Annotated in this window: 18 protein-coding genes; 7 read left to right on the top strand and 11 right to left on the bottom strand. The window is 41.2% G+C overall.

Annotated elements, in window-relative coordinates:
• Positions 1–85 precede the first annotated feature (85 nt).
• The 3 genes from AAEY78_RS07410 to serS all read right to left on the bottom strand — a co-directional run bounded on the left by AAEY78_RS07410 (position 86) and on the right by serS (position 4,780).
• Positions 86–967, bottom strand: a complete 882-nt coding sequence (locus AAEY78_RS07410; protein ID WP_352338599.1) for an AbiTii domain-containing protein — start codon at positions 965–967, stop codon at positions 86–88.
• Positions 968–1,241: 274 nt separating this feature from the next.
• Positions 1,242–3,239 carry a transketolase gene (gene tkt, locus AAEY78_RS07405; protein ID WP_352338598.1) on the bottom strand — a complete coding sequence of 666 codons (1,998 nt, stop codon included), beginning with the start codon at positions 3,237–3,239 and terminating at the stop codon, positions 1,242–1,244.
• A gap of 254 nt (positions 3,240–3,493) precedes the next feature.
• On the bottom strand, positions 3,494–4,780 hold the full coding sequence (serS, locus tag AAEY78_RS07400; RefSeq protein ID WP_352338596.1) for a serine--tRNA ligase: 1,287 nt from the start codon (positions 4,778–4,780) through the stop codon (positions 3,494–3,496).
• 339 nt (positions 4,781–5,119) lie between these two features.
• Here serS and AAEY78_RS07395 point away from each other — a divergent pair, with 339 nt between their 5' ends.
• Together AAEY78_RS07395 and AAEY78_RS07390 are read left to right on the top strand one after the other, a co-directional pair.
• Positions 5,120–5,779, top strand: coding sequence for a YcxB family protein (locus tag AAEY78_RS07395; protein ID WP_352338594.1), 660 nt, complete (start codon positions 5,120–5,122; stop codon positions 5,777–5,779).
• Between the two features lie 242 nt (positions 5,780–6,021).
• On the top strand, positions 6,022–6,519 hold the full coding sequence (locus tag AAEY78_RS07390; protein ID WP_352338592.1) for a Dps family protein: 498 nt from the start codon (positions 6,022–6,024) through the stop codon (positions 6,517–6,519).
• 99 nt (positions 6,520–6,618) lie between these two features.
• On the opposite strand, the gene AAEY78_RS07385 is transcribed toward AAEY78_RS07390, so the two are convergent.
• The 3 genes from AAEY78_RS07385 to AAEY78_RS07375 all read right to left on the bottom strand — a co-directional run bounded on the left by AAEY78_RS07385 (position 6,619) and on the right by AAEY78_RS07375 (position 9,673).
• The gene (locus AAEY78_RS07385; RefSeq protein ID WP_352338591.1) at positions 6,619–7,338 is read right to left on the bottom strand and encodes a DUF2057 family protein; all 720 of its coding nucleotides are present in this window, start codon (positions 7,336–7,338) and stop codon (positions 6,619–6,621) included.
• Between the two features lie 99 nt (positions 7,339–7,437).
• A complete protein-coding gene (gene hda / locus AAEY78_RS07380; RefSeq protein ID WP_352338589.1) occupies positions 7,438–8,241 on the bottom strand; it encodes a DnaA regulatory inactivator Hda in 804 nt (267 codons plus the stop codon).
• A gap of 325 nt (positions 8,242–8,566) precedes the next feature.
• A complete protein-coding gene (locus AAEY78_RS07375) occupies positions 8,567–9,673 on the bottom strand; it encodes an AI-2E family transporter (protein WP_352338587.1) in 1,107 nt (368 codons plus the stop codon).
• 397 nt (positions 9,674–10,070) lie between these two features.
• Between AAEY78_RS07375 and purM the strand changes: the two genes are divergently transcribed.
• On the top strand, positions 10,071–11,132 hold the full coding sequence (gene purM / locus AAEY78_RS07370; RefSeq protein ID WP_352338585.1) for a phosphoribosylformylglycinamidine cyclo-ligase: 1,062 nt from the start codon (positions 10,071–10,073) through the stop codon (positions 11,130–11,132).
• A 20-nt stretch (positions 11,133–11,152) separates the two neighbouring features.
• Positions 11,153–11,866 (top strand): phosphoribosylglycinamide formyltransferase, encoded by a 714-nt coding sequence (purN, locus tag AAEY78_RS07365; protein WP_352338608.1) that lies wholly within the window; start codon positions 11,153–11,155, stop codon positions 11,864–11,866.
• A 163-nt stretch (positions 11,867–12,029) separates the two neighbouring features.
• On the opposite strand, the gene AAEY78_RS07360 is transcribed toward purN, so the two are convergent.
• The gene (locus AAEY78_RS07360) at positions 12,030–13,031 is read right to left on the bottom strand and encodes a LysR family transcriptional regulator (RefSeq protein WP_352338583.1); all 1,002 of its coding nucleotides are present in this window, start codon (positions 13,029–13,031) and stop codon (positions 12,030–12,032) included.
• Positions 13,032–13,963: 932 nt separating this feature from the next.
• On the opposite strand from AAEY78_RS07360, the gene AAEY78_RS07355 reads away from it, so the two are divergent.
• Positions 13,964–15,550, top strand: a complete 1,587-nt coding sequence (locus tag AAEY78_RS07355; protein WP_352338581.1) for an isocitrate lyase — start codon at positions 13,964–13,966, stop codon at positions 15,548–15,550.
• Between the two features lie 173 nt (positions 15,551–15,723).
• Here the strand turns inward: AAEY78_RS07355 and AAEY78_RS07350 are convergent, their stop codons facing one another.
• Positions 15,724–16,911, bottom strand: coding sequence for a DUF4349 domain-containing protein (locus AAEY78_RS07350; protein WP_352338580.1), 1,188 nt, complete (start codon positions 16,909–16,911; stop codon positions 15,724–15,726).
• Between the two features lie 234 nt (positions 16,912–17,145).
• On the opposite strand from AAEY78_RS07350, the gene AAEY78_RS07345 reads away from it, so the two are divergent.
• A complete protein-coding gene (locus AAEY78_RS07345; protein ID WP_352338578.1) occupies positions 17,146–18,642 on the top strand; it encodes a CYTH and CHAD domain-containing protein in 1,497 nt (498 codons plus the stop codon).
• 95 nt (positions 18,643–18,737) lie between these two features.
• Here AAEY78_RS07345 and AAEY78_RS07340 read toward each other — a convergent pair whose 3' ends face one another.
• The 3 genes from AAEY78_RS07340 to AAEY78_RS07330 all read right to left on the bottom strand — a co-directional run bounded on the left by AAEY78_RS07340 (position 18,738) and on the right by AAEY78_RS07330 (position 21,607).
• The gene (locus AAEY78_RS07340; protein WP_352338576.1) at positions 18,738–19,358 is read right to left on the bottom strand and encodes a nitroreductase family protein; all 621 of its coding nucleotides are present in this window, start codon (positions 19,356–19,358) and stop codon (positions 18,738–18,740) included.
• 258 nt (positions 19,359–19,616) lie between these two features.
• Positions 19,617–20,150: a L,D-transpeptidase family protein gene (locus tag AAEY78_RS07335; protein ID WP_352338575.1), complete on the bottom strand. Its 534-nt coding sequence runs from the start codon at positions 20,148–20,150 to the stop codon at positions 19,617–19,619.
• Positions 20,151–20,368: 218 nt separating this feature from the next.
• Complete coding sequence (locus tag AAEY78_RS07330) at positions 20,369–21,607, bottom strand: argininosuccinate synthase (protein WP_352338573.1); 1,239 nt, start codon at positions 21,605–21,607, stop codon at positions 20,369–20,371.
• 330 nt (positions 21,608–21,937) lie between these two features.
• On the opposite strand from AAEY78_RS07330, the gene pyrC reads away from it, so the two are divergent.
• Positions 21,938–23,008 (top strand): dihydroorotase, encoded by a 1,071-nt coding sequence (gene pyrC / locus AAEY78_RS07325; protein ID WP_352338571.1) that lies wholly within the window; start codon positions 21,938–21,940, stop codon positions 23,006–23,008.
• Positions 23,009–23,155 lie beyond the last annotated feature (147 nt).

Raw genomic sequence — 23,155 nt, 5'->3', positions numbered from 1 at the left:
TATGATTATGTTTGATGACCGTATCAGCAGGCATTTAATCTAAATGGCAGTTACACAGAATTCGGGATGGTCTCGATAAAACCTATTAAACTAAAAGATTTTGAATTGCATCTAAAACTTCAGGTACTTTAACATCGATACCTTTTTCAACAGCCTTTGTCATGAGCGCTGACGACCAAGCAAGAAACTTAGTGCCAAGTTTATTTTTATCCGGTTCACTATTAATAATGTCCTCTAATTCGTTGATATCTTCATTTGGAACACCTAGCTGTCTTAAATCATTAAGGACTTGCTCTACTTTTTCCGTATAGCTATTGCTTATACCTTGCGTAAAGTTTTGACCCACACCAACATTCGAACTTGCGTTATTGCCGTAGATATTAGTGACAATTTGATTTGCTATCTCTTTATTATCATCGTTATTCATATATTCATCTTCTAAGTTAGGAAACGCTTTATTTAACTCCAACAATGTATCTAACAGTTTTTGCTTTGTCATGTTTAATATATTATACAACTTACCAAACTGTATTTTCCTACTAACAGCAGATATGTTATTTTGCCGAACTAACTTACATATATCTCGTACTACTTCAATAGGGAAATCAATATATCCATGTTGCTCATTTGAATGCTTTACATTTTCTAAATTCTGCTCAACATTACTAATACTTAATTTGTATTCAAATTTATAAAAACCTCCACCGATACTTTTATCAAAATTAGTTAAATCCACAGGAATAAGTCTTGTACTGTGATATGGATATTCTACTGTGGCAACAATATCGCAATATAATACTCTGTATTCAGGAATAATATCTGAATCATCATAGCCGTTAAGCTCTTTATTTATCCACCCTATAAAGTCATCATTGTCGATTTTATAGGCAATTAATTTAGCTCTTGTTAATGCTTGGTTTAAGGAAATTTTATCGTAACTTATATCTTTAATTAGTTCTTTAATCATTAAAGTACCTATTCAAAAGTATTAATGAATAATTATACTAGGATATGCAAAATAGTAGTTAAAACTAAAATTTAATCGACCATATGATAGTTACCTCATGCTGAGTTTTAGCCCTAATTAAGGCGGTTATTCTTGCATTAGCACTAACATTGCGATGAATTGGCTCGGCAAAATAATAATTAAAATCAGAGTTATTTCCAAAAAAAATAACAACCAAAAAAAAGAGCTACTAGAAACCCTAGTAACTCTTTTTTTTGTATCTAAAATAGTGCAATTAAACCAAACTACTCACCGCATCAATCACAGCATCCGCAGTGATACCAAACTCTTTATACAACTCTTCCGCAGGTGCCGATTCGCCATAAGTGGTCATACCAATCACTTTGCCATCTAAACCAACAAACTTATACCAGTAGTCAACATGAGCCGCTTCTACAGCGACACGGGCACGGATATTGGCGGGCAATACTGACTCACGATAGCTGGCATCTTGCTCTACAAAAATCTCAGCACAAGGCATAGATACCACACGTACGCCAACGCCGTTTTGGCTTAACGTGTCATACGCTTGCATAGCTAGACCAACTTCTGAACCAGTTGCGATGATGATCGCTTGTAGCTCGCTTTGCTCTTTAGCAAGCACATAACCGCCTTTGGTGATGTTTGCTACTTGTTCAGCATCACGTGCTTGATGTGGCAAGCTTTGACGACTAAAAATCAATGCAGATGGGTTGTTTTCTGATTTAATCGCTTCAACCCAAGCGCTAGCAGATTCGGTTGCATCACAAGGACGCCACGTACGTAGATTCGGCGTGGTGCGTAAGCTGGTTAATTGCTCAACCGGCTGATGCGTTGGTCCATCTTCGCCCAGACCGATAGAGTCATGCGTGTAAACATGAATCACGCGCTGCTTCATTAATGCGCCCATACGTACGGCATTACGCGCGTATTCCATAAACATCAGGAACGTTGCAACATAAGGGATAAAGCCGCCGTGCAGCGCGATACCATTGGCAATTGCGGTCATACCAAATTCGCGGACGCCATAATAAATATAATTGCCAGCGTCGTCTTCTTGGATACCTTTTGCACCTTTAAATAACGTTAAGTTAGAACCCGCTAAATCTGCTGAACCGCCTAACAATTCTGGTAATAAAGGTTGCAAGGTATTAATCGCATTTTGGCTGGCTTTACGGCTGGCAACATCACCGCCTTGTTCTTGCGTTTGCTGAATATACGCTTCTGCTTGCTTATCAAAGTCTGCTGGCAACTCGCCATTTAAGCGACGTAGCAGTTCAGCTGCAAGTTCTGGATAAGCCTTTTTATAATTCTCAAAGTCACCATCCCAGTTCTTTTGTTGCGCTTCGCCTTTAGGCTTGCCATCCCATGCTTGATAGATTTCATCATCCAATTCAAACGGTGCATGCTTCCAAGATAACGCATCACGAGTCAATAAGATTTCATCATCACCTAGTGGCGCACCATGGCTTGCCGCAAGACCTTGCTTATTTGGGCTACCAGCGCCAATAGTGGTTTTGCAAATGATTAAACTTGGCTTACTAGTTTCAGCAATCGCAGCCGCAGTAGCATCGGTAATGGCTTCGGCATCGTGACCGTCTACCTTAATAACATGCCAGCCATAGGCTTCAAAGCGCGCTTGGGTGTCGTCAGTGAACCAGCCATCGACATCGCCATCAATAGAGATGCCATTATCATCGTAGAAGAATACCAATTTGCCCAGTTTTAGCGTACCGGCAAGCGAGCATACTTCATGACTGATGCCTTCCATCAAGCAACCATCGCCTAAGAATGCATAAGTATGGTGATCAACGATGTTGTGTCCGTCACGGTTAAACTGTGCCGCTAAAGTTTTCTCAGCAATAGCAAAACCAATGGCATTAGCAATCCCTTGCCCTAGTGGACCAGTCGTCGTCTCAATACCTGGGGTGTAGCCAAGCTCAGGGTGACCGGGAGTTTTGGAATGCAATTGGCGAAAGCTCTTTAAATCATCAACGCTAACATCATAGCCTGATAAATGTAGCAAGGAGTAAATAAGCATCGAGCCATGACCGTTCGATAATACGAAGCGATCACGATTGTGCCAGCTAGGATCAGCAGGATTGTGTTTTAAAAATTTGCGCCACAACACTTCCGCAATATCCGCCATGCCCATCGGCGCACCGGGGTGACCAGAATTGGCTTTTTGAACCGCATCAAATGATAATACACGGATGGCATTGGCTAATTTACGTTCGCTAATTGGAGCTGACATAGAGTGTCCTAGTATTCTGATAAGAAGTATGACTGATAAGAGGAGAGTTTACTCAACAGAGCATAACCATAAGAACGTCACATGCGCCCTTAAGTTATAGACTAATTTATAGACTGTAAAATCAGACGCTAATATTAACATATTTGATAGAGAGCACGCTAAGAAATGGCGTTACTACGGCATTTCTATTTAGCAATGATTATCATCAGTTTTATAAAATGATGATTTACACTCTATAATTTTTATTAATACATTTAGGCTGAAATCGTCTCAGCACCGCCCATAAATGGACGCAGTACTTCTGGAATGGTAATACTACCATCAGCGTTTTGATGGTTTTCCATGACTGCCAATAACGTACGACCTACTGCTAGACCTGAACCATTTAACGTATGTGCAAGGCTGGTTTGTTTGCCATCTTTAACGCGTGTGCCCATACGTCGTGCTTGGAAGTCGCCACAGTTTGAGCAGCTAGAGATTTCACGATAAGTATCTTGGCTAGGCAACCACACTTCGATATCATATGTTTTTTGGGCGGCAAAGCCCATATCACCCGTGCACAGTTTAACTAAGCGATACGGCAAATCAAGCTGCTGTAAAATAAATTCTGCTTGTCCGGTCATTGTTTCAAGCAACTCATCAGATTGCTCAGCGGTGCTGATATTAACCATCTCAACTTTTTCAAACTGATGCTGACGAATCAGACCACGGGTATCACGACCGTGCGAGCCCGCTTCACTACGAAAACAAGGCGTATGCGCAGTAAATTTTAACGGCAGCTCTTTAATATCCAAACGTTCACCACGAACCAAGTTAGTCATCGGTACTTCAGCGGTTGGAATCAGATAAAAATCAGTACCATCATTATTGGTATGATTGGTCAATTTAAACAAATCATCTTCAAATTTAGGCAACTGACCCGTACCTTTTAGACTTTCTGAATTAACAATATACGGCACATACATTTCGGTATAGCCGTACTTCATGGTATGAGTATTAAGCATAAACTGAATTAGTGCGCGATGCATCTGTGCCAATTGTCCTTTTAAAACACTAAAACGACTGCCCGTTAATTTAGCTGCCGCTTCAAAATCAAGCATACCAAGCGTCTCACCAATATGACTATGATCTTGAATATCAAAATCAAAGCTACGCGGTGTGCCCCATTTGCGCATCTCAACATTATCATCTTCTGACGTACCAACAGGTACATCACTTGCCGGCAAATTAGGAATTTGTAGCGCTGCTTGATTAATACGCTCTTGCAAAGTACGCAATTCGTCTTCAGCGGTTTTAATCTCACCGCTCACGCTTTGCATCTCATTCAATAATTCACTGGCATCTTCACCAGATTTTTTGAGATTACCGACCTGTTTTGCCCCAGCATTACGACGCGACTGCAAATCTTCCGTTTTTACTTGCAATGCTTTGCGCTCAGTTTCGATGGTTTGCCAAAAATCGATATCAAGGGCATAACCACGGGTCGCCAGTTGCTGCTGTAATTCTTGCAAGTCGCCGCGTAAGAGTTTCGGATCAATCATAATATCTGCCTATAGCGCTGGTGGTCGGGGAATAAAAAAAATATTAAAAGGATTAATATAAAATATCCGCTATGATAACAAGACCCGATAGATTTGACTATGCTTTGACTACGTTTTCACAAACGCTAATGGCTTTAACACACGTTTAATACGCCCTATCACTACAGACAGCGATGCTTATCTGTTTCAATTCTGTTTCATTTACAGACGCTTTTCGGTAAGATAAGCACAGAGTCCAATTCCACCTGCAGCCAAGTGACGCGTAATCGTTTACGCGCAACGTTTTTTATGTACTGACTGTTATCCAACGCTTTTAATCTGAGTATCTGAGAACCTTTTATGGCCCTTTACCCCTACACGCTCCAACCTGTCGCCTTAAACCTCACTGAGGCAGAGTTTCAGCAAGCACAATATGAATTATTTGTGAATGCTCAACCCTCTTTTGGTCTAAAAAGCCTTAAGAAGAAAGAATGGATTATTATAGCCATCGGTGTCGTATTAGCAGTAACAGGATTGATGTTTGTATCGGGCTATTCCACCATTATCTTTTGGATGATGCTGGTCGCCATCGTGATTTACCTATTAGTACGTACCCTTGGCTTTAAATGGTATGTCAAAAAAGAGTTTGAGAAACAAGTCGCGGCACAAGAAATGCCCGATGAGATGCGGCAGATGAAGCTTGGCGTACAAAAGCATGGTCTAGTGATGGCGATGCCTGTTAATCAGCCCGATATGTTTAATAATAATCAGATGCGCGGCATGCAAATGCGTGCAGGCTCGATGCAACAAGCCGTTATCCCATGGAGCGCTGTTAAAAGCTGGGATGAAACCGATGATTATATCTTTGTCATGTTTGAGGTAAAAGGTCAACAAGGCAGCCAAATTGTACCTAAGCGTTTACAGGGACAGAAATTCCCAATTGATACCGTACGTCAGCATTTGCAAGAAGTCGTGCCGATTCGCGGCTTACAAACCGAACACTTACAGCCACCGGCTTAATACTGTATAAATGCCAGGTAGCTAATTATTAAGAATGCTTACTATTTTTTAAGACGCCTACTGGCATTATAATTATTAATGCTTATCGTTAAGATTTAACATTATTATATTATTTGATAAAACTTGATGTTATCTTTAATTTGATTCATTTAACTTAATTAAATTTCTTTGCTATGATAATAGGCATCAGAAATATTAGTTAAAGTAGCAATACACATTTTCTCAATAACAAGGATAATATTATGAGTAACGTTACAAGCAATAGTAATCAAAGTACCAATCAAATTGGTCTAGAAACGGCTGAGATGAGCCAAGTTATAGCAAAATTAAATGGCTTACTATCTAGCTATCATATGTTCTATATCAATGTGCGTGGTTATCACTGGAATGTAAAAGGCGAGCATTTCTTTACTTTGCACCCTAAATTTGAAGAATTATATACCGCGCTACAAATCCAAATCGATGAAATTGCCGAGCGTATTTTAACCTTAGGTGGCACGCCGCTACATGCCTATAGCGACTTTGCTCAGCATACCAGCATCAGCGAAGACAAGAACGTAAAAGACGGCACCCGTTGCGTTAATGGTGTAGTAGCTGGTCTACAAGAGCTGATTGAAGAGCAACGTCAAGTGTCTGCACTAGCAACAGAAAGTGAAGATCAAGGCTCAGCAGATTTGGTTGATGCCTATGTGCAAGAACAAGAAAAACTGGTTTGGATGTATACTGCATTTTTAGGCTAATATTGACAGCATAGTCGAATGATAACTAAAAATTCAGATGATAAAAAAGCACCTTAATTAGGTGCTTTTTTTGTCCAAATTATATTTAAAAATAATGAATTATTTTTGCATCCATTGACGCATTTTTTCGCGCTCAGCTGGCGTCGCAGTTAACCATAACTGCATAAATTGATCTAATGTGCTGGCAGATTGATTCGCAGTTGTTGCAGGCGTTACCGTATAACGACTCGACGCTACTGCTCCTGAACTGGCTGTATTTTGAGTAGTAACAGTAGCCTGACCCAATGCGGCAATCGCTTGTTGGTTTTGTAATTCCGCATCACCGCTACCGCCAAATACACCGCCCAGCGCTTTTCCTAATCCTGAGAAGATACTGCCATCATTACCACCTAGACTTTTTTGGCTTGCAACCACGGTATTATTTTGTTGTATCGCTAACGTTGGATTTTCAGCATACTTCTTAGCCGCAGCATAGTCTTCTGGCTGATTGGGCATGGTTAGACGATAGGTTTGATTATCAGCCAAATCCGCTGCCACACTGATATTTCCTGAACGCAGATAGTCATGCTCATCACGGCGCAAATTATATAAACGATCATATTTAGCAGTAATCACGTGCTTGCCCGGTTGCAAAGTGAACTCTTTGGTTAATGGCTGAAACAGGCTTTGTTTAAGCTCCTGACCATTAATCGCGGTGACTTTAATATTGTCGTCTACCACTAACGTGACTGCCGCATGTGATAGCATTGATAATGAACCCATGCCAACCAACAACATACTAACAGTCAGTTTTTGTAGTCCATAAGCACTATTTTTCATAAAAATTCCTATTGGTAGTACTGACAGTTTAAAAGTAAGGGTAAGCTCGGAGCCACGCGAATAGTATTAGATGACTGAAATCACTTATTAATAAATATGCTAAAAATCTAAAGGTATGGTTTGATTGTCTTGTTCGGCGGCACGTTTATCGACTTCCGCCTCTTGTGTAATATCGGCAAGTTCAGCAACGAGGGTTTGTTCATCAATCGTCCGCAACGCGTCACTAATGACGGCTTTTGAGATATTACTGCGTCCAAGATTAGAAAACATCGGCTGAATATAATTGAGCACCACCATCATGGCACCGATACGATGTGGACCTTCATTAAGCAAATAATCGGTAATGCGCTCATCAAACTGCCAACCACGACGGCGCAGAATAGACTGTAGCAACGCTTGTCTATCCGCCAAATCTCGACCGTTTGGCACTTTAAAGGTTGGTGCTTGTGACAATCTACTTAATAAATCTGTCAGCTGAAACGGCAATTCGCCTGCGGGTGTATTGGCAGCAAATAAGAGCTGGCGTTGCCCTTCGCGACTACGATTAATGAGGTGAAATAAGGCTTCTTGCCATTGGCTACTGTGCTCAATCACTTCTAAATCATCAATAGCAATCACATCGAAATTCTCAAGCGAGGATAAGACATCAACATCAGTATGTATCAGTTCATTAAGCGATAGACAAATGGCTGACTTATCCATCTCGATAAAGGACTCGCAAATAGCTGACAGTAAGTGCGATTTGCCTGTCGCTGGGCTACCAAACAAATACAGCTGACGGATAAGACCGACATGCAACTGGCGCACGGCATCAATAATCGACATCCAGCCGGGACCGGCAAAGTCGCTGAGACTCGCATCGTGCTTGATATCTAGATTGAGACTTAGCTGTGCTTCTGCCATGAATCATCAACTCGGTTTGCGTAGCGCACAAATGGGCAACAAATAACTAGAAGGCTACTCTCTATTTTATTTTTCTGAAACAGGTTTTGTCGAACGGGTTTTCTTTAGATAAAATCTGATAAATAAAATCTAATTCTTTTCATTTAAGACCATTATCAGCACTGACTTATCTTAATCAATCGATATGACATGGTACGCTATCAGCAGCCGTTTAGTAACCGCTTCTGCCTAAATAATGCGCCTATATATACCATACTTACAAAATGACTGACAAGTCTTTTGGCATCTCTAAAGAAGTCTAATAACATCTTAAACTAATAAGCCATTATTTCTCTTCAAATAAATTTAACTGCTTGCGCCCTTTATAAAAATCAGTCGTACGATAATAGCCATAGAGATGAATAAAGAGCACGTTAAGCACTGCTGATACGGGCAAAGCAATCAGCATACCTACAAAGCCTAATAAGCTTGCCCCTGCCAGCACAGCAAAGATAACCCACAACGGTGACAGTCCAATCTTATCACCCAATAGTAAGGGCTGGAGAATATAACCTTCAGCAGCTTGCCCGACTAAAAACGCACCGACAATCAGCGATAAATGAAACCAGTCCAAGCCAAATTGAAATAAGCCGGCGATAATTGACGCAATAAATCCAAGCCCAAACCCTAAATAAGGCACAAAGCTGGCAATACCTGCTGCCATACCAATAATAAGCCCAAGCTCAAGCCCAATCAGCTGTAACTGTACTGCATAAATAACGCCGAGCAACACCATCACAAGTAGCTGACCCTTGATAAATGCCATTAATGCGCGATCACATTCATGAGCAATGCTGACCACCTTTTTGCTATAAGCAGTAGGAATGGCCATTTTCCAACCGTGCAGACGCTTGTCCCAGTTAAATAGGAAATAAAAGGTCAAAATAGGCACCAGCACGATTAGACCGGCACTATTAATAAAGCTCATGCCCGAGGCTAACACTTGACTCATTAAACTGCTGGCATCTTCAAATTTATAATGGGTTTGCATATAGCCGACAAACGTTTCAGAGACACCTTTAGACTCAAGCTCAGGCAAGCGAATACGCATATGATTGACAAACCACTCGCGCGCCACATCATTATACCAGCTTAAAATTTGCGGTAAATATTCCCATGCGGCTTGCAGTTGTCGCCACAATGTCGGTATTAACCACCATAACAATACCGTCATGCCAATAGTAATGGCAGCATAAACCACAAGAATCGCTATCCAGCGCCGTACATATTTTGACAATGCCTTGACCAACGGGTTGAATAAGTAGGCAAGGATAAAAGCGCAGAAAAAGGGAATAATCACTGGCCACATCAGGCGCAGCATCACCAGCGCAATAACAATAGCAACGACGATAAACAAACGTCGAAAAAAAGGATCTATCGGTTGGCTGATCATGAGTGACAATCCTACAAGTAAGCAAATGGTGATAGAAAATAGATAGTATGATGACCATCAACAGTTTGACCAAAGCTATGTTGGCAATCAGGTATGGTAAACGCATCATTATCGCAGAGTCGATAAAAAAAGCAGTGATTTTTTGTTGCTTAACCGCTTATTATCGCTTATTTTTCAAGATAACATCCTAAGTGTTTTTGCAGCTACTTGTTGATTTTATTTCACTTGATAAAAATACTTTGGACAAATTTGTCTAACATTCATTGCGAATAAGGCGAATATTCCTAAGTTGTTTTGCGAGTGCAGGCTATTTTTGGGTATAATGCACGCACTACAGTCAAATTATATCTGTTTAGTGCAATTCCTTTACTTTACCACCCTTAACTGTGAGATGACCATGAGTGACAAGCCTTCTTTAAGCTACAAAGACGCTGGTGTTGATATCGATGCTGGCGACGCGTTGGTTCAGCGCATCAAGTCGGTGGCAAAAGCCACTTCTCGTCCTGAAGTAGTGGGCGGGCTTGGCGGTTTCGGCGCGCTATGTCGTATCCCAACTGGCTACACTTCTCCACTTTTGGTTTCTGGTACAGATGGCGTTGGTACAAAGTTAAAGTTAGCTTTACAGCTAAATCGTCACGATACCATTGGTATTGACTTAGTTGCAATGTGCGTTAATGATTTGCTGGTTTGTGGTGCTGAGCCATTATTCTTTTTAGATTATTATGCAACGGGTAAGCTTGATGTAGACGTTGCAGCGACGGTCGTCACTGGTATTGGCGATGGTTGTAAATTGGCAAATTGCGCCTTGATTGGTGGCGAAACGGCTGAGATGCCAGGCATGTATCAAGATGATGATTACGACTTAGCTGGATTTTGTGTGGGCGTGGTTGAAGAAGCAGAGGTCATCACAGGTGAAAATGTCGCAGAAGGCGATGTACTGATTGCACTGGCTTCAAGTGGCGCGCATTCTAATGGTTACTCATTAGTTCGTAAGGTCATTGAGGTCAGCGGCATTGATGTGACTAATAGCACTGAACAGCTAGACGGTCAGCCGATTCAAGATGCACTGATGGCACCAACCCGTATTTACGTCAAAGCCATTAAAGCATTGCAAGATAGCTTGGGCAATCAAAATCTGCATGCCATGTCGCATATTACGGGTGGTGGTTTAACCGATAATCTACCTCGCGTCCTTCCTGAACATTTAGCCGCTAGCATTGATACCAGCAGCTGGCAGTTCTCCGAGCTATTCACATGGCTACAAACTCAAGGTAATATTGCTCAAAGTGAGATGTATCGTACCTTTAACTGCGGTGTAGGCTTTGTTATTGTTGTTCCTAAAGAGCAAGCAGCTGCAGCGATTCAAACTCTAAATGATGCAGGCGAGAAGGCTTGGGCAATCGGCGAAATGGTTAGCCGCGCGACTAGTGACAAAGCAGAAGCGGTGGTATATCGCTAATGTCCGTGCATCAAGAAACAATGAGTCAACAAGCAACGCCTCAAGAAGCAGCCATACACCAACAGCAGCGCAAGTCGTTACGCGTTGTGGTCATGGTGTCAGGCAGTGGCAGTAATTTACAGGTATTGATAGATGCGATGCAAGCTGGGGCGCTACCGATTGATATCGTTGGCGTTATCAGCAACCGTGAGGACGCTTATGCCATTACTCGCGCCCAGCAGGCAGGTATTGACGTTGCCGTATTGTCTCATACAGCTAGTGGCAAGCGCATGGCGATCAGAACCTTTGAGACCCATGCCAGTGCCCAGTTTGCCACATGGCAGCCTGACCTTATTGTCCTTGCTGGCTTTATGCGTGTATTGAGTGCTGATTTTATTGATAATGCGCCTGCTCCGATGATTAATTTGCATCCCTCGCTACTCCCTGTATATAAAGGGATGCAGACGCATCAACGCGCTATTCAAGCGGGTGCGCGCTATCATGGCTGTAGCGTCCACTTAGTGACTGCTGAGCTGGATGCTGGACAAGTATTAACCCAAGCCATGTTACCCGTTAGTGCTAAAGATACCGCTGACAGCTTACAGGCACGGGTGCAAAAGCTTGAGCATAAGCTGTTGCCATGGACGATTTTGTTACTTACCAATGGCGTAATATCGCTAAATGTTAATGAGCAAAACGTTGCTAAGGCAACTTACTTGCCTACCTTGCCCTTGCAATTATTTATCAACTCTTAAAGTATGAGGCGTCGATTAAATAAGTTATACCTGCTGTTCAATCGTAAGCCAATGTTATGAGTTAAATATTAATTAACGTTATAAAAAAGCCCAGTCCTGCTATGCGCAAAACTGGGCTTTTTTATATGCTATTTTTGAAGCAATTAAATGAACAAACAAGTTATTAGAAAAATTGATTATTTACTGGAATGTCTTTTTCCTGCTGTTTTTGCTCGTCTTCTTCATCTGCCACCACTTGCCGCGCAACATGCATAATCAGCTGACGTAACCAACGATGCGCTGGATGATGCTGTAACAAAGGCGACCATGCCATTGTCAGCTCAAACTCTGGAATAAAAAACGGTGGCTCTTTCATAATAATACTGTCATTGGTTGCCTGCATGCGCGCTACGCGCGTCGGCAATGTTGCAATTAAATCTTTATTGGCAGCTAGCATCGCAGGCATCTGATAATGACGCGTAAAGACGCTAATTTGCCGCTTTTGTCCCAAGCGCTTTAGCGCCTGATCGATTGACCCTAACCCACCAGATTTCTCAGGATTCACCCCAAAGCCGACACCCATACCGGTTTTGGATACCCAAACGTGTTGACCTTTTAGGTAATTTTTGAGATTAAAACGGTTGGCATATGGACTGTCTGCCGATAGCAAACAGCTAAAGGTATCGCGCCAAACTAAAACCTGATGAAAACTTTGCGGAATCTCATTAAAGCGATTAATCGCCAAGTCAACGCGCCCTTGTTCCATATCACGGTAAGAAACATCAGATGGCGTTAAAAAGTCCAGAATAACGTTAGGTGCCTCCGAACGGAGTGCCTTGACTAACTTGGGAACGAGTGTTGCTTCAGCATAATCTGAGGTCATAATCCGAAACACGCGTGAGGTACTATAAGGACGAAACTCAGTGCGTGGCTCAAGTACCTGAGTCAGATCAGCGAGTACTTCACGAATACGTGGCTGCAATTCAAGCGCACGCTCTGTCGGCGTCATCCCTTCTGATGAGCGTACCAATAAAGGGTCATTAAATAACTTACGTAAACGGCGCAAAATATTACTCATGGCAGGCTGAGTAATGCCCAATTGCTCAGCGGCGCGCGTGACGTTTTTTTCTCGTAGCAGCACATCTAAATGTACCAATAAATTTAAATCAACCCGCTGCAAATTCATATGTCTGTCTCTTTACTTAAAAATAAACGCCTCTACAATATTGATATTTCCATCCATTAATACGGTTTATAAATACCAACAGTCTGACTATGTACCTTATCAATTAGCCTATTTATAATGATTTAGTAATCATGTCTATCTCTTTATGGCTTGTGATTTCCGTTGTAATGCCTTTGTTTTCTTGACTTATAAGCTACTGAAATACTAAAGATGAACGTCATAAATTAGATAAATCTTAACATCAGAGATATAGCGAGTATCATAAGAGCCATAAAGCTATATCGATAACCAGTGACATCTTATTCAGATATGCTATGTTTATATAAAGCTTATAAAATAAGTAAGGCTGGTAGGTAATTCATAGTCATCAGTATAACCGTCTAACTATTTTCATCTTCTCTATGTTATAATCATACCGCGCTAAATAAGAGCACTAGGTCAATGACTGATTGGTGATAATATTGGCTAAGCTTAATATTAGCCTTTTCATATGTTATAGGTTATTGTATCATTATCTACTGATAAGTAGGCACACTGCTCGTGACTATCTTATCGCGGCGCACCATAAAGTTGTCGACCGTTGTCTTTAGATCCCCTGTGAGCTTATCAATAGCACTCAAATCTTAAGTAGCGTCAATATTAGTAACACAAAATGTTTCTATTTTTACTGCTTACCTTATTTAAAACCCTTGTATTTTTTCATCGGTTTGTTTAGGGTATGTACGGCTAAGAGTGATGATTCATTGCGGTTTGTAGTTTATGGATCGAACTTCAATACTTTCTTAGCCACTAAAGCAAACATTAAATATCAGTACATCGATGTAATCGTAATTCCTGCACGTTTTAGTAACGCTCTGCAACTCTGTTATGATCATGTCCATTATTTTATTTTTTGTGCTCAATCTTTAATACCCCACCAAGGAGAAGTCTAGATGTCAACTTATACATCTGCAATCGATCATATTCGTGAATTAAAGCAAAAATACGGCAACTGGAATAGCATTAGCGAAACTGATGCTGCCCGTATGATGGTACAAAACCGTTTTAAAACTGGTTTAGATATTGCAAAATATACTGCAAAAATCATGCGCGAAGACATGGCAGAGTACGATCAAGACACCTCTAAGTACACGCAATCATTAGGTGCTTGGCATGGTTTTATCGCTCAGCAAACTATGTATGCGAACAAAAAACACTTCGGTACTACTTCTAAAAAATACATCTACTTATCAGGTTGGATGGTAGCTGCCCTTCGTTCAGAATTTGGTCCATTACCTGACCAATCTATGCATGAAAAAACGGCTGTATCTGATCTTATCGAAGAAATCTACACTTTCTTACGTCAAGCGGATGCTAAAGTACTAAACGATTACTTCCGTGAGCTAAACGCTGCTGAAGAAGCGGGTCAAGACACTAAAGCTATTCAAGAAAAAATCGAAAACTTCGAGTCGCATGTTGTGCCAATCATTGCTGATATCGATGCAGGTTTTGGTAACGAAGAAGCCACTTACCTATTCGCTAAGAAACTTATCGAAGCTGGTGCTTGTGCTCTACAGATCGAAAACCAAGTATCTGACGCTAAGCAATGTGGTCACCAAGCTGGTAAAGTTACTGTACCGCATGAAGACTATATCTCAAAGCTTAACGCTATCCGTTATGCATTCTTAGAGCTAGGTGTTGACGACGGCGTTATCGTTGCTCGTACTGATAGTGAGGGCGCATCACTAACGCAAAAAATCCCAGTATCAAACGAACCTGGCGATTTGGCTTCTAAATATATCGATTTCATCGAAATGGAAGAAGTAACGCTTGAAACTGCTAACGAAAATGACAGCTTACTTAAGCATGACGGTAAACTAGTTCGTCCTAAGCGTTTACCAAACGGTTTATATCAGTTCCGTGAAGAGACTAATATTGATCGTGTTGTTCTTGACTGTGTAACTGCATTAGAAAATGGTGCTGATCTACTATGGATCGAAACACCTACTCCTAACGTTGAACACATCAAAATGATGGTTGATCGTATTAAAGAAGAGCAGCCGCAAGCGAAATTGGTCTATAACAATAGCCCATCTTTCAACTGGACGTTGAACTTCCGTAAGCAAGTTATCGCTGCATGGGAAAAAGAAGGTAAAGATATCTCTGCATATGACAAAGATAACTTAATGAGCGGCGATTACGACGATACAGAACTAAACACTGCAGCTGATGCGTTAGCGAAGAGTTTCCAAAGAGACGCAGCACGTGAAGCAGGTGTATTCCATCATCTAATCACTCTACCTACGTACCACACTGCCGCTCTAGAGATGAATGAGCTGTCTAAAGGTTACTTCGGTGAAGACGGTATGCTTGCTTATGTTGCTGGCGTACAACGTAAAGAGATCCGTGCAGGTGTTGAAGCAGTTAAGCACCAAGCTATGGCTGGTTCTGACATCGGTGATGATCATAAAGAGATCTTCTCAGGTGACAACGCTCTAAAAGCTGGTGGTGGCAAAAACACTATGGATCAGTTCAAATAGGTTTTATCCTCCTATAAGCATGCACTAACCAGTGAATGCTTATATTAAAAAACCGCCCTACACAATGTAGGGCGGTTTTTTATGGCTGTTACTTTATTATTCATTTTTTTGGTTTTATTAGTTTTATTACTAATGGCTATTTCTGCATTTATTTCTATTAAATATTTTCAGACTTAATTCTGATGTGTATCATCCGTTTTACGCGTAGGTTCTGATACCTTAGTATGGTTATGTGACTTGTTTTTCTGCATTGACTTGGCAGGTAAAAGCTTGCAATAAGCGATTTTTATCAAACGATATAATAGGTAAAAAACACCAATCACGATCAATAACCACCATAATACAATCAAGCTAATAACGACTTTTTTGAGAATTTCCCAACCCGTTTTAAACGCTTCACTAGCTTGCTCAGTAAAACTTGGCGCTTCAGCGTCTATTAATAGTTCAATATTCTGTGTGATTTCCTTATAGCTACTGGCAGGCTGACTGAAGGATAGCGTAATGGTGCTATATTTGACTTTATCCTCGATATCCATTTGCTCAAGCTTGGCATACTCTTGCTGCTGACGTGCGGCATAGGTTGCGGTGATAGCATCTACATTACTGTTTTGATCTTTATTATTTTTACTTTTTAGCCGCTCTTGCTCAAGCTCTACTGCCATATCATTGTTGAGTTTGGCGGCTAATTGTTCACGGTAAATATCAAGGGTTACATCTTGTGCGCTAAACGATTGGTCATTTAAAAATGCTACCTGTGCTTGTATTTGCTGTAAAAACGTTTTGACGTTGACCTTAGGAATACGCACCGTCATATTTGCTTGGCGCTCATAGGTGATAAGTGTGATATTTTGTGCGCCCTTGGCAAAAGTGCGACGATCGGTTTCGTTATTATTAATGTCGCTCAGCGCAACATAGCCTCCTTGCTGTTGAGTCATTTTTTCAATAGCACTGCTACTTTTGACCACATCCGCAACTTTAAAATCAGCATTAACATTCACCAGTAAGGTTTTGCCTGCAATCTCAACCCCTGTTACTTGAGTGTCTAAGCTTTGCGCGCTATTGCCACCTAGACTTTCGACCGTGAGCACATCATTTTGCTCAGCGCTGTCCTCACCTGCCGCATTTACGACTGCTTCAGCACCGCCCATATCCTCAGCGGCTTGTGTGCTCTCCTGATAAGCAACTTCCTCATTACTGCTGTTATCGTATTGCGAGCTATTATTACAGCCAGTAACAACAAGCAATGCCAATGCTAAGCTACTGCTGAGCAGAGGGCGCGCACGGATTTGAGTATTTATGGTAGCAAAGCCGTTATTATTATAAATATCACTTTGTGGATACTGGTTCGATGGTAAGGTCATGGTTTATAGTTCCTGCATAATCAATGCGGCGGATAGGGTTGACAGGATTGCTGAGCATAATGGTTTAGTATATCGCTACTTAGTATATCGCCATACCCGACATTTATCGATATAGTAAAAGATAAATGCTGTTAATAATCGACTTGTCATTATCTAATTGCTCCCATAGGATGGTAAACTCAGAGCAATAGCCGTATTCGCCACCGCCATTATTCAAAACGACAGGGAACCATCATGCAAGAAATAGAACTGAAGTTTTTAGTGCCGCAAGACCGGCTCAAAGGATTGATGCGACAAGTCAATATCAAGTCCTCACAGACCACACCAATGATGGCTCATTATTTTGATACGCAAAAGCAGGAACTGGCAGCAGCTGGCATTGGCTTACGCATACGTCAAGAGGGCGCAACATGGGTACAGACGATTAAAGCAGGTGGCGACGGCATAGCAGCGCGCTTGGAGCACAACACCGTTCTTGATACCGACCATGTGCAAGCAATGCTGGCTGATAATAACTTGCTGCCTGATTTGACACTTTATAAGGATACGGCTATCGCCCCTGCTTTAGCAGATTTTAAATTAAAAAAACTGGCAAAAAATTTAACTCGGCGATATGTTACGGATGTGCAGCGTACGACGCGAATGCTAGAAGACGATAGTGGCGAGCATATTAATAGTATAGAGATGGCGTATGATTACGGAGCAATTATTCATGGTTGCGATGACACTCAGCGTCAAGCCATTCAAGAAATCGAGTTTGAGCTGATAGCAGGTGAGCTTGACTTTTTATTTGCAACCGCAAAGACATGGTGCAAACGCTATAAGCTGTGCCTATCAACAGTTACCAAAGCGGAGCGCGGCGGCTTACTGATTAATAAGCAAGCTTATAGTCCAGCGGTTGAGGCAGACTTGACTCTATTACAGGTTAATAAAAAAAGTAACCTGCCTGAATTTATACGTGCTGTCGTACATAATTGTCTACTGCAAATATTACCGAACAGCAGTGCAATTGCCGATGGCAGTAAAGATATCCATCATGCTATACAACTTGCTCATGGTCTCTCCCGCCTATCTACTGCACTACAAACTTTTGGCAAATTTTCAGAGCAGTTAAATAATGAATGGCTGGGTATTATTAAACAGACGACAACAGCACTTGATGAGTACATTAGCACAGCCTATATGATCACAGATATTGAGACATTACTGGAACAGCAAGGCGCGCCGTCTCTAGATTGGAGCACAGATATTGCACAGATTAAGCTAGCACCTAGTGATGCAATATGTACCAATGATTTTCAATTAACTTTATTAGAATTGATTGAATTTGTGATGAGTCATACATCTGCTGAGCCGCAAGCCGATAAACTTGCGATAGATAAGCTATCCAAGATTTTAGCAAAAAAACAGGCTAATTTATTGCAAAGTGAACAAGATAATAGTGGTGATATCCATCAGCAATTAACTGAGGTACGTTATATTGCTGAGTTCGCTGCTCCCTTGTATCCAAGAAAGGCAAGCAAACGTTGGATGAAGCACTTAGCTAAAGCACAAAAGTCACTGGAGATGTATCAACAGCAACTCAACTACCAACAGCGCTATCAGCAAAAATCAGTAACCAATCCGGAAGCATTATATGGTGCAGGTTGGCTTGCTGCAACATTACCAGAGCAACAGCAGCGCTGGCAAAAGCATCTACATCGTTTGCATGAATGCCCGATATTTTGGTGATGGTTTTTAATAAAAATCTCTATAAAAAAGACAGCCCATATGATGAGCTGTCTTTTTTATAGAGATTTTAATATTTTATAGCTATTTTTTGAGCATTAGCTCTCAAGACCAAGGACGCGCATACGCTCATTAAGGGGCTGATAGGTTTTTTTGCCGGCTGGCTCTAAGATATTACCGAAGGGCATTTGGGCAATTAAATCCCAGTTATCAGGAACGTTAAAGGCTGTTGCCACATCATTATCAATTAAAGGATTGTAGTGTTGTAGGCTAGCACCCACTTCTAACGTGCGCAGCTCTGTCCAGAGCGCATACTGATGCATAGCTGAGGTTTGTTGCGCCCAAGTCGGGAAGTGATGAGCGTATAACGGAAACTTATCTTGTAATGATTTGATCACCTCATTATCTTCAAAAAATAATACTGTTCCTGCTGCAGCACGAAAGCTGTCCATCTTTTTCTTGCTACTAGAGAAATCGCCATTACCCATCTCTTGGCGCAATTTAGCTTCAGTAATGTCCCACAGCTGTCGATGTTGCTCGCCAAATAATACAATCAACCGTGAGGATTGCGAATTAAAGGCAGACGGTGTATGTAGCAAAACACGCTCGGCAATATGGATAATCGCTTGTGGCATAACGGGTAGCTCATTGCCTAAAGCGTAAATAGTGCGACGAGTATCAAAGGCTTGTTGTAAAGTGACTAAGTTTTCTGTGGTCATTATTATTGTCCTTGCTAATTAAAATTATTGATTACTACGTTGAGCTTTCAAGGCAAACATTAAATATATAGCTCAAAGATAAAGCTAAATAAATACATTTATCAAAAACAGCTATCCTCAGCTCAAACCTTATTGTAACTATTCTCTTAAATTATAATTAGTTTTATTAAGTATTTTTTATTAATGAAATTGTAATATCACCTTTTTTAACTTATTCTTAAGGCTTAATTACCTCATTAACGTATTATTATCTCCATCTTAGCAAGCTATAATGTTTACAGCCGTACCCTCTTTAACCTGCTCAAACAATTTAATAATATCTTGATTGCGCATGCGTATACAGCCGTGCGAGCGTGGCATATGCATAGGTTCACTATCAGGTGTACCATGAATATAAATATAGCGCTGATAGGTATCACAGCTGCCTTGTTCGTTACTGCCTTTATTGATACCTTCTTCTAAACCTGCCAGCCATAAGATACGACTGAGTATCCAATCGCGCTCAGGGTATTGTTTTCCTAGTATCTCGCTATATATTTCTCCGGTTGGCACTCGCCCTATAAATACAGCATTAATAGAGTAGTCGCCACCTATTTTTTCAGCGATAACATGTTCGCCAAGCGGTGTACAGCCACTGTCTTGCTGACTACCGACACCATTTTTGGCGGTTGAAATATCATAGTGAGCTATCTCTTTATCATTCTGATAAACGCTTAGTATTTGCTTTTCGATGTTAACGATTAAGCGCAAATCATCATCTTTTATACAGTTTTTACTGCTATTATTTATCATTAAACGTTGTCCTTTTTTATTTATTATTAAGTTTTTTTATGATAATAAATGGGATGATAATTTTGGTCATTAGGCGCTAATCCTACATTTATAGCAATTAAAAATAGAATCATTACAAAGCAAAAAAAACAGAGACATCACATCTCTGTTTTTTATTTATAACCAATTTACTAGAAACAATCGTCTAAAGCTAATTGCCTAAAATAATTGATAAAAGCTTATTTAGACAAATCACGACCACGGCTGGCTTCGATAGCCAAACGTAGACCGTTTAGGCGAATGAAACCTTCCGCATCTTTTTGATCATATGCACCAGCATCATCTTCAAAGGTGGCGATTTTTTCATCAAACAATGAATCGTCCGATTTACGTCCAACCACACTAACTGCGCCTTTATACAATTTCACGCGAACCGTACCATTGACATATTCTTGTGATTTGTCAATCAATGCCTGTAACATCAGACGCTCAGGGCTGAACCAATAGCCGTTATAAATGATTTTAGCATAACGTGGCATCAGCTCATCTTTGAGATGCGCGGCTTCACGGTCAAGCGTTAATGATTCAATACCGCGATGCGCTTTGAGCATAATTGTACCTGCTGGCGTCTCATAGCAACCACGTGACTTCATACCAACATAACGATTTTCCACAATGTCTAAGCGACCAATGCCATGCTTACCGCCGATTTCGTTCAATTTAATCATTACTTCAAATGGCTTAAGTTTTTCACCATCAATCGCAACGATATCTCCTTTTTCATATTCCAATTCTAAATATTGTGCTTCGTCAGGCGCTTCTTCTGGGCTAACTGACCAGCGCCACATATCATCTTCTGCTTCAGCGTACGGATCTTCTAGGATACCGCCTTCATAAGAGATATGCAGTAGATTGGCATCCATTGAATACGGTGATTTTTTCTTACTACCCGCATAATCAATGGCGATATTATGTTCTTTGGCATATTCCATCAAGCTTTCACGGCTCGATAAATCCCACTCACGCCAAGGGGCAATGGTTACTACATCAGGTGATAAGGCAACAGCACCCAGCTCAAAACGTACTTGGTCATTACCTTTACCAGTTGCGCCATGACTGATAGCGTCAGCGCCATGCTCGGCGGCAATTTCAACCAGGCGCTTAGCAATTAAAGGACGCGCAATAGACGTGCCTAATAAATACTCGCCTTCATAAATAGCATTGGCACGGAACATGGGGAACACATAATCGCGTGCAAATTCTTCACGCAAATCTTCAATATAAATGTCTTTGATACCCATGGCTTGTGCTTTGGCACGTGCCGGCTCGACCTCTTCGCCTTGACCGATATCAGCGGTGAAGGTAATCACTTCAGCGTCATAAGTATCTTGTAACCACTTAGCGATAATGGAGGTATCCAAACCGCCAGAATATGCCAAGACGATTTTATTGATATTTTTTGGATCTAGTTTAGCCATGAAAAACTCCTGATAAGGGCTGGTAAGTGTAGAAATAATGCAGAAAAATAATACGAAGAAGTAATAACTCGCAAGAATCAGACAAAAGGTAGTGTGTCTACTCAGTGTACATCATATTTAGGATGGGCAAAAGTGCAACCACGGTATGACGTTGCTATTTATTTAAAGTTTATCTTATGTTTGCAGCCCCCTTTCTGGACGCACATTCAGTCGAGTGGGCAAATCTGTTATTATAACAGCTGACTAAATGCTATCATTATAAAACCCTTATAACCCTTTTCCCCGCCTTTTATATCTGACCATTTCACTTATTAGAGCATCGTGATTCCTATGACCCAGCCGATTAAAGAGTTAACCATTCTCCAGCCAGACGACTGGCATATTCATTTACGTGATGGTGCTGCTTTGGCAACCACAGTACCACATGCCGCGACCAGTTTTAACCGCGTTATCTGCATGCCAAATTTAGTACCACCTGTTAAAAATGCTGACGACGCCCGCGCCTATCGTGAGCGCATTATGCAGCATCTTGCTGATAGTGATATTAATGCCGCTCGCAAAGCGACTTTTGATCCGCGCATGACTTTATACATGACTGATCATACTTCGGTTCAAGATATCGAAATCGCCGCAAAGTCAGGTATCGTACAAGCGGTTAAGTTATATCCTGCAGGCGCTACCACCAATTCAGCCGATGGCGTAACTGACATTCTTGCTTGTGCCGACGTTTTTGCAGCAATGGAAAAATATAATTTACCTTTACTGCTTCATGGCGAAGTGACTCACGCTCACGTTGATATTTTTGACCGTGAAAAACGCTTTTTGGATGAAGTGTTAGGAAAAATTGTAAAGAGTTTCCCCAGCCTTAAAATCGTCCTTGAGCATATTACTACCAGCGATGCAGCCGACTTTGTATTGGCACAAGGCAGCCAAATTGGCGCAACCATCACCCCACAGCATATGATGCTCAATCGCAATGACATGCTATTGGGTGGTATCAAGCCGCATATGTATTGCTTACCTATTTTAAAACGTGCTACCCATCAGCAAGCCCTATTGGCAGTGGCGACTAGTGGCAGTCCTAAATTCTTCTTAGGTACGGACTCTGCACCGCATGCCACAGATAAAAAAGAAGCCGCTTGTGGCTGTGCTGGCTGCTATAGTTCCCCAACCGCGCTACCGTTATATGCCACTGCCTTTGACAGTATTGGCAAGCTTGATAAATTAGAAGGCTTTACCAGTCGTTTTGGTGCAGAATTTTATGGGCTGCCAGTTAATACTAATACCGTGACCCTAATTAATACCCCAATGCAAATACCGACACATTATCCTTACTTTAATGGCTCAACCCTCACGCCATTAATGGCAGGTGAAACGTTACCCTGGTCTATTAAAGCCTAAAACTTCGTTAAAGCATTTTGTTACAGCGTGCAGAACCGCTTATTGCGCCCGATGATAAGCCATATTTTCTTATATCCTCGGGTGCTCGTTAAACTTTAATATATCCGTACGACCGATAAAAGCGATTTAACCTTATATGAAGAATCA

The organism is Psychrobacter sp. 16-MNA-CIBAN-0192, from assembly GCF_040309565.1.
In the GTDB taxonomy this organism is placed as follows: domain Bacteria; phylum Pseudomonadota; class Gammaproteobacteria; order Pseudomonadales; family Moraxellaceae; genus Psychrobacter.
The sequence above is the reverse complement of the archived record's forward strand: the minus strand, read 5'-3'. Positions and strand labels throughout refer to the sequence as shown.

Excerpts from the sequence above, each read along its gene's own strand:
- pyrC (WP_352338571.1), top strand. The coding sequence starts at position 21,938 with ATGACCCAGCCGATTAAAGAGTTAACCATTCTCCAGCCAGACGACTGG.
- AAEY78_RS07395 (WP_352338594.1), top strand. The coding sequence starts at position 5,120 with ATGGCCCTTTACCCCTACACGCTCCAACCTGTCGCCTTAAACCTCACT.
- AAEY78_RS07410 (WP_352338599.1), bottom strand. The coding sequence starts at position 967 with ATGATTAAAGAACTAATTAAAGATATAAGTTACGATAAAATTTCCTTA.
- purM (WP_352338585.1), top strand. The coding sequence starts at position 10,071 with ATGAGTGACAAGCCTTCTTTAAGCTACAAAGACGCTGGTGTTGATATC.
- AAEY78_RS07385 (WP_352338591.1), bottom strand. The coding sequence starts at position 7,338 with ATGAAAAATAGTGCTTATGGACTACAAAAACTGACTGTTAGTATGTTG.
- AAEY78_RS07335 (WP_352338575.1), bottom strand. The coding sequence starts at position 20,150 with ATGATAAATAATAGCAGTAAAAACTGTATAAAAGATGATGATTTGCGC.
- AAEY78_RS07340 (WP_352338576.1), bottom strand. The coding sequence starts at position 19,358 with ATGACCACAGAAAACTTAGTCACTTTACAACAAGCCTTTGATACTCGT.
- AAEY78_RS07360 (WP_352338583.1), bottom strand. The coding sequence starts at position 13,031 with ATGAATTTGCAGCGGGTTGATTTAAATTTATTGGTACATTTAGATGTG.
- AAEY78_RS07375 (WP_352338587.1), bottom strand. The coding sequence starts at position 9,673 with ATGATCAGCCAACCGATAGATCCTTTTTTTCGACGTTTGTTTATCGTC.
- AAEY78_RS07390 (WP_352338592.1), top strand. The coding sequence starts at position 6,022 with ATGAGTAACGTTACAAGCAATAGTAATCAAAGTACCAATCAAATTGGT.
- serS (WP_352338596.1), bottom strand. The coding sequence starts at position 4,780 with ATGATTGATCCGAAACTCTTACGCGGCGACTTGCAAGAATTACAGCAG.
- AAEY78_RS07330 (WP_352338573.1), bottom strand. The coding sequence starts at position 21,607 with ATGGCTAAACTAGATCCAAAAAATATCAATAAAATCGTCTTGGCATAT.
- AAEY78_RS07345 (WP_352338578.1), top strand. The coding sequence starts at position 17,146 with ATGCAAGAAATAGAACTGAAGTTTTTAGTGCCGCAAGACCGGCTCAAA.
- purN (WP_352338608.1), top strand. The coding sequence starts at position 11,153 with ATGAGTCAACAAGCAACGCCTCAAGAAGCAGCCATACACCAACAGCAG.
- hda (WP_352338589.1), bottom strand. The coding sequence starts at position 8,241 with ATGGCAGAAGCACAGCTAAGTCTCAATCTAGATATCAAGCACGATGCG.
- AAEY78_RS07350 (WP_352338580.1), bottom strand. The coding sequence starts at position 16,911 with ATGACCTTACCATCGAACCAGTATCCACAAAGTGATATTTATAATAAT.
- AAEY78_RS07355 (WP_352338581.1), top strand. The coding sequence starts at position 13,964 with ATGTCAACTTATACATCTGCAATCGATCATATTCGTGAATTAAAGCAA.
- tkt (WP_352338598.1), bottom strand. The coding sequence starts at position 3,239 with ATGTCAGCTCCAATTAGCGAACGTAAATTAGCCAATGCCATCCGTGTA.